This is a genomic window from Ruegeria sp. CJ2 (genome assembly GCF_056536745.1).
In genome coordinates, this window is sequence record NZ_JBQFQF010000003.1 from 246,060 (window position 1) to 261,082 (window position 15,023).

12 protein-coding genes are annotated in these 15,023 nt (G+C 59.8%); 6 read left to right on the forward strand and 6 right to left on the reverse strand.

Annotated elements, in window-relative coordinates; all coding sequences use genetic code 11:
* Positions 1–16: 16 nt before the first annotated feature.
* The gene (locus tag ACR0MS_RS05755; protein WP_480570429.1) at positions 17–1,831 is read right to left on the reverse strand and encodes an extracellular solute-binding protein; all 1,815 of its coding nucleotides are present in this window, start codon (positions 1,829–1,831) and stop codon (positions 17–19) included.
* Between the two features lie 292 nt (positions 1,832–2,123).
* Here ACR0MS_RS05755 and ACR0MS_RS05760 point away from each other — a divergent pair, with 292 nt between their 5' ends.
* Both ACR0MS_RS05760 and ACR0MS_RS05765 read left to right on the forward strand, forming a co-directional pair.
* Complete coding sequence (locus ACR0MS_RS05760; protein WP_480570432.1) at positions 2,124–2,897, forward strand: 3-hydroxybutyrate dehydrogenase; 774 nt, start codon at positions 2,124–2,126, stop codon at positions 2,895–2,897.
* A 64-nt stretch (positions 2,898–2,961) separates the two neighbouring features.
* Positions 2,962–3,990 carry a patatin-like phospholipase family protein gene (locus tag ACR0MS_RS05765; RefSeq protein WP_480570888.1) on the forward strand — a complete coding sequence of 343 codons (1,029 nt, stop codon included), beginning with the start codon at positions 2,962–2,964 and terminating at the stop codon, positions 3,988–3,990.
* On the opposite strand, the gene ACR0MS_RS05770 is transcribed toward ACR0MS_RS05765, so the two are convergent.
* The 4 genes from ACR0MS_RS05770 to ACR0MS_RS05785 form a co-directional block, all read right to left on the reverse strand.
* Positions 3,991–4,668: a DUF502 domain-containing protein gene (locus tag ACR0MS_RS05770; RefSeq protein WP_480570435.1), complete on the reverse strand. Its 678-nt coding sequence runs from the start codon at positions 4,666–4,668 to the stop codon at positions 3,991–3,993.
* A gap of 64 nt (positions 4,669–4,732) precedes the next feature.
* A complete protein-coding gene (locus tag ACR0MS_RS05775) occupies positions 4,733–5,647 on the reverse strand; it encodes a pseudouridine-5'-phosphate glycosidase (protein ID WP_480570438.1) in 915 nt (304 codons plus the stop codon).
* Positions 5,644–6,537: a PfkB family carbohydrate kinase gene (locus tag ACR0MS_RS05780; protein WP_480570441.1), complete on the reverse strand. Its 894-nt coding sequence runs from the start codon at positions 6,535–6,537 to the stop codon at positions 5,644–5,646. The genes ACR0MS_RS05775 and ACR0MS_RS05780 overlap by 4 nt, the downstream gene beginning before the upstream one ends.
* Positions 6,538–6,582: 45 nt before the next feature.
* Positions 6,583–7,200, reverse strand: coding sequence for a thiamine phosphate synthase (locus tag ACR0MS_RS05785; protein WP_480570444.1), 618 nt, complete (start codon positions 7,198–7,200; stop codon positions 6,583–6,585).
* 162 nt (positions 7,201–7,362) lie between these two features.
* Between ACR0MS_RS05785 and ACR0MS_RS05790 the strand changes: the two genes are divergently transcribed.
* From ACR0MS_RS05790 to ACR0MS_RS05805, 4 genes are all read left to right on the forward strand, one after another.
* Positions 7,363–8,106: an RNA methyltransferase gene (locus tag ACR0MS_RS05790; RefSeq protein WP_480570447.1), complete on the forward strand. Its 744-nt coding sequence runs from the start codon at positions 7,363–7,365 to the stop codon at positions 8,104–8,106.
* A 59-nt stretch (positions 8,107–8,165) separates the two neighbouring features.
* Complete coding sequence (gene ctaA, locus ACR0MS_RS05795; RefSeq protein WP_480570450.1) at positions 8,166–9,311, forward strand: heme A synthase; 1,146 nt, start codon at positions 8,166–8,168, stop codon at positions 9,309–9,311.
* Position 9,312: 1 nt separating this feature from the next.
* On the forward strand, positions 9,313–10,782 hold the full coding sequence (locus ACR0MS_RS05800) for a carboxypeptidase M32 (RefSeq protein WP_480570453.1): 1,470 nt from the start codon (positions 9,313–9,315) through the stop codon (positions 10,780–10,782).
* A 79-nt stretch (positions 10,783–10,861) separates the two neighbouring features.
* The gene (locus ACR0MS_RS05805; protein ID WP_480570456.1) at positions 10,862–12,118 is read left to right on the forward strand and encodes a DsbA family protein; all 1,257 of its coding nucleotides are present in this window, start codon (positions 10,862–10,864) and stop codon (positions 12,116–12,118) included.
* An 88-nt stretch (positions 12,119–12,206) separates the two neighbouring features.
* Here the strand turns inward: ACR0MS_RS05805 and gyrA are convergent, their stop codons facing one another.
* Positions 12,207–14,933, reverse strand: coding sequence for a DNA gyrase subunit A (gyrA, locus tag ACR0MS_RS05810; protein ID WP_480570459.1), 2,727 nt, complete (start codon positions 14,931–14,933; stop codon positions 12,207–12,209).
* Between the last annotated feature and the right edge of the window lie 90 nt (positions 14,934–15,023).

The window sequence follows — 15,023 nt, forward strand, 5'->3', positions numbered from 1 at the left end:
GGCGTGTTCGTTTGCGTTACTCCTCGAACCACCAAACCTGCGGCATATACTCGGGCCCGTCCCCATAGATTGGCAAGGTTTCGGGCTGCTTCAGCTCTTTGGCATGTGCGATCCGACCGACGTCGAAGTTCCAGATCGGAATTACGTACCGACCGGCCGTCAACACGCGGTCCAACGCGCGGGTGGCGGCAACGAAGTCTTCGTGGCTTTCTGATGCAAGCATGGCGTCGATCAACCCGTCCACAGCGGGTGAGGCCACGCCCATCAGGTTGCGAGTGCCGGGTGTATCGGCATTTTCGCTGCCCCAGTACAGGCGCTGCTCGTTGCCTGGCGACAATGAAAGCGCGCGCCGAAAAAAGGTCATGTCAAAATCCAGATCCGAGGTGCGCCCCGTGAACTGCGCGTTGTCGACCTGTTCAGTTGATACTTGAATCCCCAAACGCTCCAACGCGCGGCTATAGATTTCGATGGCGGTCTCACCCTCGCTGTCACCCTGTTGCAGCAACACGTTCAGCGTGAATGCCTCTCCATTTGCGTTGCGAAGAACGCCGTCCTGAATGGTCCAGCCTGCGTCGGACAGCAGCTTGGTCGCTTTCCGGATATTCGACCGGTTGCGGGCCGAGCCGTCACCTTCCGGCAGGACGTATCCCTCAAGCGTTCCGGGCGGCAGGTCTGCGGCGTAAGGCTGAAGCAGTTCTTCCACACGGCCAGTTGCCGTGCCCGGCTGCATGGCGAGATCGGAGCCCGAGAAATAGGACGTGATCCTGGGCTGCGCCCCGCCGGTGATCGTGTCGTTGATAAATTCGAAATTGAACGCCAGCGTCAGGGCTTCGCGAACGCGCCAGTCGTCGAACGGCGCTTTGCGGGTGTTCATGACATAGCCTGTCATCCCCGATGGCTTGCCGTGCGGGATTTCGGTTTTTACCACATCGCCACGCTGAACGGCCGGGAAGTTATACTGCGTTTCCCACTTGTCCGCGTTGAACTCGCGTACGGCAGTCAGTTCACCGGCTTTGAACGCCTCGAACAGAACGGTCCCGTCGCCGTAGAACTCGATCCGCATCTCATCAAGGTTCATCGTGCCGCGACGGAAGGGCACATCGCTTCCCCAGTAATCGGGGTTGCGCCGCAGGTTTACGTATCGCCCCGGCTCGTAACCGTCGATCACATACGGGCCGGTGCCGATGGGAATATCGTGCAGGGCGGCATTGGCAAAATCCTTACCGTCCCACTGTGCCTTTTGCAGGATTGGGCGCAGACCGGCGATCAAAGCAAGCTCGCGATCGGGTTCGTTAAAGGTGATCCGCACAGTCCGGGGGCCGGTCGCTTCGATGCTGTCGATCTTGCCCCAGAGACCGCGATACCGCAGATGCCCTTCGGTTCCCAGGATCTCATATGACCAGATGACGTCATCAACGGTGACGGGGCTTCCATCGGAAAACTGCGCGCCTTCGCGCAGCGTGAATTCGACCCAAGACCGGTCTGGAGCCGTCTCAACTGATTCGGCTAACAGGCCGTAAAGTGTGAAAGGTTCGTCCCAAGAACGCCCCATCAGGCTTTCATGCGTCCAAAACCGCAACTGCCAGGGGGACGTCCCTTTTTGCACAAACGGGTTCAAACTGTTATAGCCGCCCGTATTTCCGAAAACGACTTTCCCGCCTTTGGGCGCGTCGGGGTTTGCGTAAGGTAGAGACACAAAATCCGGTGGTAGGGCGGGCTCTCCGTACATAGCTATGCCATGCGCCGATTCTGCACTGGCGATTGCGGCCCCCAAAAGGAAAGTGATTCCCGTGATCACTGGGCGCGCGGGTCGTAGAAAATCGGGGCTCATTTTGGAAACAATCCTGCTCTGGCCTTATTTTGTTGGGATTCATCGTACCGATGATTTTTCTTCTTTTCAAACTTTTAGCTTGGACGGAAGCGTGGAATTGCTTATAAAGGGTGCACTGCTCGATAGGTTTCTTGCCTGTATGAAACCTGCCTCAATAACTTAACGCCCGCTTCGTGCGGGCGTTTTTTTTGGTCGAGTTTTTGTCAATCAGGTCCGCAGGGTCATTCTTCGTTTTCTTTGCACGTGCAGCATGGCACTGTGTCGCTGACACGGATTCTGAGGGAGAGCGGCCATGAGCCTGAAGGGAAAAACGGCAGTCATAACGGGGTCGAATTCTGGGATCGGGCTGGGGGTTGCCCGCGAATTGGCCAAGGCCGGTGCAGATGTGGTTCTGAACTCCTTTACCGACCTTGACGAGGATCATGCACTTGCTGCGGAAATCTCTCAGGAGACCGGCACCAACGCGCGCTACATCAAGGCGGATATGTCCAAGGGAGACGAGTGTCGCGCCCTGATCGAACAGGCTGGGGCCTGCGACATACTTGTGAACAATGCGGGTATTCAGCACGTCTCGCCGATTGATCTGTTTCCTGTCGACAAGTGGGATGCAATCATTGCGATCAACATGAACTCGGCCTTTCACACGACTGCGGCTGCGCTGCCGATGATGCGCAAGGCGGGATGGGGGCGCGTGGTCAATATCGCGTCGGCGCATGGCTTGACTGCCTCTCCCTACAAGGCGGCTTATATCGCAGCCAAGCACGGGGTTGTGGGGATGACCAAGACCGTTGCGCTTGAGACTGCGCAGGAACCGATCACCTGCAACGCAATTTGTCCGGGCTATGTGCTGACGCCATTGGTGGACGCTCAGATTCCGAACACGATGAAGGAATACAACATGAGCCGCGAGGACGTCGTGAAGAACGTCCTGCTGGAACGTCAGCCGTCGAAAGAATTTGCGACGGTCGAGCAACTGGGGGGCACCACGGTGTTCCTGTGCTCGGACGCAGCGGCGCAGATCACGGGGACGACGATTTCCGTGGATGGCGGCTGGACCGCTTTGTGAGATTTCGTGGGGGCGCTGCCCCCACACCCCCGAAGTATTTTTGAACAGAAGAAGAAGGGGTGGGATCGTGAAGAGGATCAATCTGGCTTTGCAGGGCGGCGGCGCGCATGGGGCGTTTACCTGGGGCGTGTTGGATCGGTTCCTGGATGAAGAAGATATCGAGGTTGCGGCGATCACCGGAACCTCGGCTGGGGCGTTGAACGGGGCGGCGTTCAAGTCTGGTATGGTGCGCGACGGGCGCGACGGGGCGCGCGAAAACCTGAACGGTTTGTGGTCCCGGATGGGCGCAGTTGGCGACATGCGGCTCGCCAATTGGATGCAGTCGTTGGAACCGGCGCAGATCGCACAGGCGATGGAATATTCGCTGCCGTTTTCCGTTGGCGAAACCTGGTCAAGATTGGTTTCGCCCTATGCTTATGGCCCTTTCTACCGCAATCCGCTTGAGCCGGTAGTTGACCATTTCAATTTCGACGAGATTTGCGCGGATGAAGGGCCACAACTTTTTGTCTGCGCCACCTGTGTGCGCAGTGGAAAGATACGGGTTTTTACGGGGCAGGAGGTTTCGACGGATGCTATTCTGGCCTCGGCCTGTTTGCCGAACCTATTTCAGGCGGTCGAGATTTTCGATCCGAAATCCGGCCGGACCGAGGCTTATTGGGACGGTGGATATACCGGCAATCCGGCGCTTTTTCCTTTGTTTAATGGTGATCTGCCAGACGATGTGGTCATTGTGAATATCAATCCGCTGGAACGGGACGAGGTTCCGCGAACCCCTCAGCAGATTCAGAACCGTATCAATGAGATCAGTTTCAATTCGTCCCTGTTTCGGGAGCTGCGCGCGATCAGTTTTGTTCAGCGGCTGTTGGCGGACGGTAAACTGACGGCTGGTGAGATGAGCCGCGTTCTGGTCCACATGATAGCGGATGACGCGTTGATGAATGATCTGTCTGTGGCGACCAAGACGGTCCCGAACCCGGTGATTTTGCACAAGCTCAAGGATGCAGGGCGCAGGGCCGCAGATCGGTTTCTATCGAACCACAAAGACGATCTTGGCGCGCGCAGCACGGTCAATCTGCCCGAGATGTTTGGCTGATCACTCGGGCGGCTGCGTCGGGTCTTTTTCGTTGGGGTAAACAAGCCCTGCCGAAATCACCAGTTTTGCGGCGTCTTCGATCGTCATATCCAGCAGGATCACGTCTTCTTCCGGGAAGAACAGCAAAAATCCCGAGGTCGGGTTGGGCGTGGTCGGGACAAAAACACTCAGCAAATTGCCGCTGGTTTCGGCGCGATCGCTGACTTCCCCTCGGGCGGTGGTCGAGACAAATCCGATGGCCCAAATTCCACGGCGCGGATACTGGATCAGGCAGGCTTTCTCGAAAGAGCGTTCGGTCTGGGCGAAGACGGTCTCGGATATCTGTTTGATCCCGGAATAGACCGAGCGAACGACCGGCATCCTGTTGACCAGGCTTTCGGCGAAGTGGATCAAAGAGCGGCCCAAAATACCTTTGGCGATCCACCCGACGATCACGGTGAAGATCAGGAAGATGACCACACCGACCCCGCGCAGGTTTATTCCAACGTATTCAGAGGGTTGGAACTTCTGCGGGATCAGGGGAAGGACCGCGCTGTCGATCCAGCCGACGACGGACCAGATCAACCAGATCGTCAACCAGACCGGCGCAATGACGACGATGCCGGTCAGAAATGACGCACGCAGCCGGGAAAACAATCCCGGTCGGCGGTTGGGTTCTTCGTCGAAGGGTGTGTTCATTGCGGTCCTGAGTAGTTTGCCGATTTAGTTAAGCAGTCCGGGGCCTTGGTACAATAGGCTTATGTCACTCTGGCAGTGCAGAAAGCTGTTGCGCAATTTGCGCCGCCAGTTTTGCGTTATTTCTGACCAAAGCGATGTTTGCGGTCAGCGAACGTCCCTCGCTTTGTTCATAGATGCGTTGCAGCAGATAGGGCGTGACGCCTTTGCCAGTGATACGATGCGCGTCGGCGTCTGCCTGGGCAGAGGCGATGATCGGGGCCAGTTCCTCGGCCGGGATTTGGTCGGCGACGGGAATGGGGTTGGCGACCAGTTGGCCGCCGGGCAGGTTTAGCGCGCGGCGTGTGGCATGGGCCTTGGCGATGTCTTCGGCGCGATCCATGCGCAAAGGCGCGGCGTAGGGAGATTGCGCCGACCAGAAAGCGGGGAATTCGTCCTGCCCATAGGCGATGACGGGTACGCCCAGCGTTTCCAACACTTCCAGCGTTTTGGCCAGATCAAGGATCGCCTTCGCCCCGGCTGCCACCACTGTCACGCGGGTTTGGGCGAGCTCATGCAGGTCTGCAGAGATATCGAACGAGGTTTCAGCCCCCTGATGCACGCCGCCGATCCCGCCGGTGGCAAACACCTCAATCCCGGCATGATGCGCGGCAATCATGGTGGCGGCGACGGTGGTGGCCCCTGTACCGCCAGTGGCGATGCAGGCCGCCATATCTGCGCGCGAGATTTTGGCGACGCCCTGCGCCTGACCCAAAGCTTTCAACTGGTCGGCTTCAAGCCCCACATGCAGCCTGCCTTTGATCACCGCCATGGTCGCAGGCACCGCGCCGGCGTCGCGGATATCCTGTTCGACCTGCGCGGCGACCTCGATATTCTGGGGGTAGGGCATCCCGTGGGTGATGATGGTGCTTTCCAGCGCAACGATGGGCTGGCCTGCGTCTTTGGCGGCGCGGACCTCGGCCGAGTATTGGATGTCGATCACAGTGGGGTTTCTCCTGAAACGTAAGTGGCTGCGGCGTGCAAGGCGCGGGTCAGGGCCGCGTCGGGGGCGGCGCCTGCGGATTCGGACGCAATATGGGCCGCCATGAACGTGTCGCCCGCGCCGGTCACGCGTGTGACCAAAACGGAGGGGGGTGTTTGGGTCAGTATCTCGTCTGCGGTGCCGATGGTGGCCGAGTTGCCGCCATCCGTGACCAGCACCCGCAGCGCGCCGCGATCCAGTAGACCCTTGGCGGCGGATTCGGAATCGGTGAACTCGCGCTGGCACAGAATGCCCGCCTCTTCGAGGTTCACATAGAGTGTCGCGCGGGCGTGTTTGAGGAAGGGCAGCAAGCGCTCGGCTTTTCCGGGTGAGGCCGGGGCCACGCGCAGATCAGCCTTGGCAAAGGCCGGGCTTTGGGCGATTTCCTCCAACAGCGCCAGCGTCAGGTTGCCGTCAAGCGCGATTGGTCCTTCGAACGGCGTGTTCTCATAACCCAAAGGCCCATGCAACAAAGGACGCAGGATTTTAGCCCCCGCAGCCTCAAGCGAATGGGCGTCGGCGATGGCAGCGATCAGCCCGTTCGCGCCTTCTACGGCCATGTAGCGGTCGGTCGGCAAATCCTGCGAGCGATAGATGTGATCCGTCACCATTCCCAATCGAGAGCAGGAATTGACCAGCTCATCCCCTTCGGGGTCGCGGCCAATGGCGGTTAGCAGGGTTGGCGTCATGCCGAACCGCACCAGCGTCATGGCAATATTCATGGCCACGCCGCCCGGCAGACGGGTGATCCGCCCCGGCACGTCTGATCCCTGCCGCATCGCGCTGGCCGAGCGTCCGATCACGTCCCACAGGACCGAGCCGATGCACAGGATGTCGCTGTTCTGAGTCATGCCCGTGTCATGCCGCAGCGTCAAAGCAGGTGCAAGGGTTAACGCTCACATCGCGTCAGTGAGCGTTTTCAGCGCGGCAACCGGATCGTCCTGCGACCAGATTTCATCACCGATGCCAAAGAAATCGGTATGAGGGGCGAGCTCGCGGATCAGATCGGGGGTCAGGCCGCCTTCGGCGACGACTGGAACCTCGATCATCTCGGACCACCACTGGAACAGGTCTTTTTCAGCGATGGTGCCATCGCCCAAAGTTGATGTACCCACCGGGCCGAAAGCCACGTAATCCGCGCCGTTTTCACCGGCGGTCATACCGTCATGGCTGGAGGCCGAACAAAAGCTGCCGACAATGGCGTCCGTACCCAGCTCTTTACGTGTTGCGCGAACCGAGCGCGCGCCGTCATCCAGATGCACCCCGTCCAGCCCAAGCCGTTGCGCCAGAAGAACGTGGTTCGAGATCACGATGGCCACGTCGCGCGCATGGGCGACCTCGCGGCAGGCATCGGCTGCGCGGGCGATTGTATCTTCGTCGTTTCCGGCCAGAGCCAAGCGAATACAGGCGATATCGGTGCTGTCCAGCACGCGACCCAGCAGTTCAGGGAAGGTGCTGAGCGCGATGGTCGGAGGCGTAATCAGGTAAATCTGCGGCTGCTCGGGGGTGTCCATGGCGCGTCCTTCGGATTCCAGTTCTCGGCGCGGTTTAGCGGATTGAGCGGGGGAAGCAAACTTTTATGCCTCCGGCGGAAGTATTTGGGAACAGAAGAAGCAGGGGCGGCTTGCCCTAATCAGGCCGGGGGATTAGAGCAGGCGGAACTTTCGGAGTAAGCCATGCCTAGCGATCAGCCCCAGCCTTCATTTGTGCTCGTGCGCCCTCAGATGGGGGAAAACATCGGTGCCGCCGCCCGCGCGATGTGGAATTTCGGGCTGGACCGGATGCGCATCGTGGCTCCGCGCGACGGTTGGCCGAACCCCAAGGCGGTGGCCATGTCCAGCGGGGCGGGGCGGCTGCTGGATGAGGCGCAGCTGTTTGACGATCTGGCAGGGGCATTGGCTGACAGTACCTTTGTCTTTGCCACGACTGCACGGCAACGGGGCCTGACCAAGCCGGTCTACAGCCCCGAGCGCGCGATGCAGATTGCCGCTGAAATGATTGCTGCAGGTGAGAAAGTGGCGGTGCTGTTCGGCCCTGAACGCGCCGGGCTTGAGAATGAGGATATCGCCAAGTCAAACGCCATTATCTCGGTTCCGGTAAACCCGGAATATGCTTCGCTGAACCTCGGGCAATGCGTGTTGCTGACTGCTTATGAGTGGATGCGCCAAAGCGCCGATGTGGTGCATGAGGCCACGGATCTGGGCAAAGGCGATTGGGCCACGGGGATCGAGGTCGAAAAGCTGGTCGAACATTATGAGGATCGGCTGGAAGAGGCGGGGTTCTTCTACCCGCCCGAAAAGGCCGAAGGGATGAAGACCAACCTGCGCAACCTGTGGTCGCGGATGCGGATGACGCGGGCGGATGTGCAGATGTTGCACGGGATCATGCGGCAGATGGTCCGCTGGAAGGACAAGGGCTGAGGCTGGACCTATCCTCCGCTTCACCCTAGCGTGCGACGAAACAAGGACATGAGGACAGCATGAGCGGCAAGCGCAGCATCTTCGAAGAGGTCTCGGGCGACCAGAAACAAGAGGCGGTTCAGCCTGGCATGATCGACCGGGGCCGAGGCGGTGCGCGCAAGGCGATCCGCGTCTGGCTGATGATCCTGTTCGCGCTGGTTGTGATCATGATCGCCGTGGGCGGCCTGACGCGCCTGACGGATAGCGGCTTGTCGATCACCGAGTGGCGTCCGATCACCGGTGCCATCCCGCCGATGACTGAGGCCGACTGGCTGTCCGAGTTCGACAAATACCAACAGATCGACCAGTGGCGCATCCAGAACCAGTGGATGGAACTGGATGATTTCAAATTCATCTATTGGTGGGAATGGGGCCACCGTCAGTTGGGCCGCGTGATTGGCCTGATCTGGGCGATCGGGTTCTTTGGGTTCCTGGTGGCGCGGAAGATCCCAACCGGTTGGACCGGCAAGCTGCTGATCCCCGGTGCTTTGGGGGGCGTGCAGGGGGCTGTTGGCTGGTGGATGGTCGCCTCGGGCGTGACGCAGGGCGAGGGGATGACCGCCGTTGCCAGCTATCGATTGGCCGTGCATCTGGGGCTGGCTTTTGTGATCCTCGGGTTCCTCGCGTGGTACATCTTTGAGTTGGGCCGGGAAGAGCGCGATCTGATGCAGGCCCGGCGTGCGAAAGAGGTGAAGCTGTTCTCGTTGTCGACTGGCCTAATGCACTTTGCGTTCCTGCAAATCCTGATTGGCGCTTTGGTCGCGGGAATTGACGCGGGTCGGTCCTATACCGACTGGCCTCTGATCGGTGGGCAGCTTCTGCCACCGGACGCAATGATGCTGGAACCGATGTGGCGGAACTTCTTCGAAAGCCCCGGTCTGGTGCAGTTCATTCACCGTTGCGCAGGTTACCTGCTGCTGATCTTCGGTGTCATCGTCTGGCGGCGGGGCGGCACCAGTGCGCATCCGCAAACCCGGTTCGCCTTTAACGCAGCCTTCGCCGCGCTGTTGTTGCAAGTGGTGATCGGTATCGCGACCGTGGTCTACGCCGCGCCGTGGCAGATCGCGATTTTCCATCAGTTCATGGCCGTTGTCGTTTGGACTCTGATCCTGCGCGCCCGATTCCTGACCGCTTACCCAATCGCAACCTCAATCCGCGGAGCGTGACATGACCGCTTTTGACGACCTGATGGCTTTTCAACGCGAAACCTCGGCTCTGGGGCAGATTGCCGGGCGGCTGGGCTGGGATCAGGAAACGGTGATGCCGCGCGGGGCCGCCCCGCAGCGGGCTGAGGAAATGGCTGCGATCGAAGCTGTCCTACACGCGCGCAGGTCTGACCCACGCGTGGCTGAGTGGCTGGAACAGGCCGCGCCGCAGGATGAGGTTGGCAAGGCGCAGCTCCGCGAAATCCGTCGATCCTATGAACGCACGGTCAAGGTGCCTGCTGATCTGGCCAAGGCCATCGCCCGCGTGAATTCGTCGGCGCAGGGCACATGGGCGCAGGCACGTGCGGATGAGGATGTGGCGGCCTTTTTGCCCGTGCTGCAAGAGGTCGTCGCCCTGAAACGCGAAGAGGGTGCGGCGCTGGCCCAAGGCGGTGACGTCTATGACGTCATGGTCGAAGACTATGAGCCCTACACCACAGGCACCCAGATTGCCGAGATATTCGACCAGATGCGCCCGCGTCTGGTGGCCCTGCGCGCCGCTGTTCTGGACCGCCCGGCGCCACAGGCTCTGACTGGTACGTTCGATGAACTAACCCAAATGCGCCTGTCGCAGAAACTGGCGACGACCTTTGGCTACGACCTGAACACGGGGCGCGTGGATAAGGCGGTGCATCCCTTCAGCTCGGGCAGCGGGCTGGACGTGCGCATCACCACCCGCACAAGCGAGACCGACCCGTTCAACTGTTTCTACTCGACCATTCACGAGGTCGGCCATGCCGCTTATGAACAAGGCATCGACCACGCCTATGCTCTGACGCCTCTGGGCAGTGGCGTGTCGATGGGCGTGCATGAAAGCCAAAGCCGGATTTATGAGAACCAACTGGGCCGATCCCGCGCCTTTACCGGCTGGCTGTTCGATCAGATGACAGCGGCCTTTGGCGATTTCGGGATCAGCGACGCCGACGCATTCTATGCCACCGTCAACGGCGTTCATAACGGTTACATCCGGACCGAGGCGGATGAGGTGCAATATAACCTCCACATCATGCTGCGCTTTGATCTGGAGCGCGCTCTGATGGCTGGGGACTTGCAGGTCAGCGATCTGGAGGCCGCGTGGAATGACCGTTTCAAGGCCGATTTCGGTTATGCGGTTGATCAGCCCTCGAACGGGTGTCTGCAGGATGTGCATTGGTCGGTGGGGCTGTTTGGCTATTTCCCGACCTATTCATTGGGCAATGTCTATGCCGGGTGTCTGTATCAGGCCCTGCGCGCGGCGCTGCCCGATCTGGATGCGCAACTGGCGCAGGGCGATACGTCCGGCGCAACCGGCTGGCTGCGCGAAAATCTGCAACGCTTCGGCGGGCTGTACGCCCCGCGCGACATCATCACGCGTGCCAGCGGTGTGGAACCGGGGCCGGAGCCTCTGCTGGCCTATCTTGAGGCCAAGTTTGGTGGGCTTTACGCCCTGTAACTCTCACGTTTCAGTGTTCGGGCATGGGAATTCCAGCCCCAACCGTTAAGGTGCCCCGAATACGGTCTGGGAGGGGCGCATGTCGTTCAGGAACACGCTGAAAACCCGCGCTGCATCTGTTCTGACCAGCGCGGGGCTGCAAACTGCGCAGCGGTTTACGACGGAAACACGTCGAAGGCTCGGCAGCAGGCCGCATGTTGTTCAGTATTTCCACGATGTAAGTGATCCGTATTGCCACCTGAGCCTACAGCTTTTGCAGCGGTTTCAGGCTAAATACAGGCTGGGGATCGAGGTGCATCTTATCTCTCGCCCGGCTTCTGATATCCTTCCGGTTCCAGAGGCTTATGCGCAGAACGCATGGGCAGATACAGAGCGATGGGCCCGGCGTCTGGGGCTGGATGCGCCTGAGAGTTCGGAGCCGTCCCAAACTGCTCTTGCGCAGGCCGAACGCCGGTTGGCTGCAGAACTGAGCCAGCAGAATATTCCCGAGACAGCCCGGCAAATTAGTGGTGCCTTGTGGTCGGGCCGAGATATCCCAGAGGGGCCGCAATCGGACGCGTCCGAACATCTGTTACGCGGGGACCGGGCGCTTGCTGCTGCCGGACATTACCTGGGCGGCACCTTCGCTTATGGTGGCGAGTGCTATTGGGGACCCGACCGGCTTGGATATCTGGAAACCCGGCTCGAAGCGCTTGGGCTTGGGCAGGCGAACCCGCCGATCGTGCCGGACTATTCCCACCCGACACCGGACGCAACGGGGCAGGAAGTGGAATTCTTTTTCTCGTTCCGCAGCCCTTATTCCTATCTGGCCTTTGACCGCATCCGCGACTTGGCTGCGCGTACAAATGCGCGGCTGGTTCTGCGCCCTGTCTTGCCGATGCTGATGCGGGGGTTGCCGGTGCCCAAAACGAAATCCTCGTATATCCTGCGCGATTGCGCGCGCGAGGCCCGGCGTCTGGGCATTCCGTTTGGTCGCATCAGTGATCCGCTTGGGGCAGGGGTGGAGCGTGGTTATGCGCTGTTGGATTACGCGGAGTCCGAAGGGCGGTTGCCCGAATATTGCTCGGCCTTCATGACGGCCGTCTGGTCGCGGGGCATAGATGCCAGCACAGATGCGGGGTTGGCGAAAATTGCTGCTGCGGCCGGGATTGATTGGCATAAAGCCAAACCGCAGATCGGTAATTCAGCCTGGCGCGAACGGGTCGAAGGCAATCAGGCGCGCCTGCAACAGATCGGTTTGTGGGGCGTGCCCAGCTTTCATCTGAACGGCCATAGTATTTGGGGTCAGGACAGGCTTTGGGTGCTGGAGGACTTGATGCGTGAGCATAGTCAATAAGACCCTCTGATACAGCAAGATAACAGGTGAGAAAAAGAAAACCCCGCAGGCTAGGCCGCGGGGTCTCGTAGATTGCTTTGAGGCTGGTTTATTCCGCCTCATCCTCATCGCCCTGATCGGCGATCCAGGCGACGCTGACGACTTCTTCACCCTTGCCGGTGTTAAAGACCTTCACTCCGCCCGCGCTGCGTGAACGGAATGAGATGCCGTCAACCGGAACACGGATCGACTGGCCTTTGGAGGTCGCCAGCATGATCTGATCGTCGATCTCAACCGGGAAGGTGGCGACGATGGCCCCACCTTTCATGGCGCCAACCCCCTGACCGCCACGTCCGCTGACACGGTAGTCGTGGGACGAGGTCAAATTTCCGGCGCCCGAACGGTTGATGGTTACCAACAGATCATTGGCCGTCAGCATCTCTTGATAACGATCTTCAGACAGGGCGCCTTCGACCTGCGTGCTATCGGTGTCCTCTGTGTTCTCGTCCTCCGCACTCTCGCCGCCCAATTCCGTGCGGAAGCGCTTAATAAAGGCGCTGCGCTCCCATGGTTCGGCATCAAAGTGACGGATAACCGACATTGAGACGACTTGATCCCCCGCATTGACCAGCTTGATGCCGCGCACACCGGTCGACTCGCGCGAGTTAAAGACGCGCACATCGGTGGTGCGGAAGCGGATCGCGCGGCCCGAATTGGTGACCAGCATCACGTCTTCGTCCTCGGAGCAGATGCGGGCATTCACCAGTTCCACACCTTCGGGCAGTTTCATCGCAATCTTACCGTTGCGGCGCACATTGGTGAAATCTGACAAACGGTTCCGCCGCACGTCGCCCGCGCTGGTGGCGAAAACGATTTGCAGGTTTTCCCATTCTTCATCGGGCACATCGACAGGCATGATCGCGGCAATGGAGACGCCCGTGGGGATCGGCAGGATGTTGACGATGGCCTTGCCCTTCCCAGTTCGGCTGGATTGCGGCAGACGCCAGGTCTTGAGCTTGTAGACCATCCCTTCGGTGGTGAAGAACAGCAATTGGGTATGGGTGTTGGCCACAAAGAGGTTTGTGACGACATCCTCTTCCTTGGTCTGCATCCCTGACAAGCCCTTGCCGCCGCGTTTCTGCGCGCGGAAATCGGCCAGCGGGGTACGTTTGATATAGCCGCCCGAGGTGACGGTCACGACCATGTCTTCCCGCTCGATCAGGTCTTCGTCTTCCATGTCACCAGACCAGTCGACGATCTCGGTGCGGCGGGGCACGGCGAATTGCTCGCGCACTTCGCGCAGCTCATCGCCGATGATCGACATGATGCGTTCGCGCGAGGACAGGATATCAAGGTATTCCTTGATCTTGGCGGCCAGTTGCTCCAGCTCGTCCGTGACCTCTTTGACGCCCAGTTGGGTCAGACGTTGCAGGCGCAACTCGAGGATCGCACGGGCCTGAACTTCGGTCAGGTTATAGGTGCCATCGTCGTTCATCTTGGATAAGGGATCGTCGATCAGGCGCAGATAGCCTTCGATCTCGGCCGCTGGCCAGCGGCGCGTCATCAGCTTTTCGCGCGCCTCGGCAGCGTCGGCCGAGGATCGGATGGTCGCAACCACTTCGTCCACGTTCGAGACGGCCACGGCCAGACCACACAGGATATGGCTGCGTTCCCGCGCTTTGCGCAGGTCATAGGCGGTGCGGCGGGCGACAACGTCTTCGCGGAAATCAATGAACGAGGTCAAGAAGCGGCGCAGAGTCAGTTGTTCAGGCCGACCGCCATTCAGGGCCAGCATGTTGCAGCCAAAGGATGTCTGCATCGGTGAGAAGCGATAAAGCTGGTTCAGCACCACCTCGGGCGTCGCATCGCGCTTTAGCTCAACGACAATACGCACACCGTTGCGGTCAGATTCGTCTTGCACATGAGCGACGCCTTCGATGCGTTTTTCACGCACCGCCTCGGCGATCTTTTCAATCATCGAGGCTTTGTTCACCTGATAGGGGATCTCATCCACAACAATCGCATAGCGGTCGCGGCGGATTTCTTCCACGCGCGTTTTCGCGCGAATGATGACGCTGCCGCGACCCTCAAGATAAGCCTTGCGCGCACCGGACCGGCCCAGCATGACCCCGCCGGTCGGGAAATCGGGGCCGGGGACGTATTCGATCAACTGCTCGGAGGTCAGATCCGGGTCGTCAATCAGCGCCAGCGTAGCGTCGACGACCTCGCCCAGATTGTGCGGAGGGATATTCGTCGCCATACCCACGGCAATACCGCCGGCGCCATTGACCAGCATGTTTGGGAAACGGGCGGGCAGGACGGTTGGTTCCCGGTCCTTGCCGTCATAGTTGTCCTGAAAATCGACCGTCTCTTTTTCGATATCGGCCAGCAGGGACGCGGCAGGTTTGTCCATCCGCACTTCGGTATAACGCATGGCCGCCGGGTTATCGCCGTCCATCGAGCCAAAGTTGCCCTGACCATCCAGCAGCGGCAGCGACATCGAGAAATCCTGTGCCATCCGCACCAGTGCGTCATAGATCGCGCTGTCACCGTGCGGGTGGTATTTACCCATGACATCGCCCACCGGACGCGCCGACTTGCGATACGCCTTGTCATGCGTGTTCCCGGTTTCGTGCATAGCGTAGAGAATCCGCCGATGAACCGGTTTCAAGCCATCGCGCAGATCAGGGATCGCGCGGGACACGATGACCGACATGGCATAGTCCAGATAGGACGTGCGCATCTCGGATTCGATGGACACCGTCGGGCCGTCGTAAACGGGACGCTCAGGCGGGGTTTCATCCATGTTTTCTGGGGTTTCTGGCGTATCGCTCACGTAAACTGCCCGATCTTTGGCTTGGGTCTATATCTTGTGGGTGCATCTTATCAGACCCGGCACATAAGGTGCAAGCAAGCTGAGCATTTC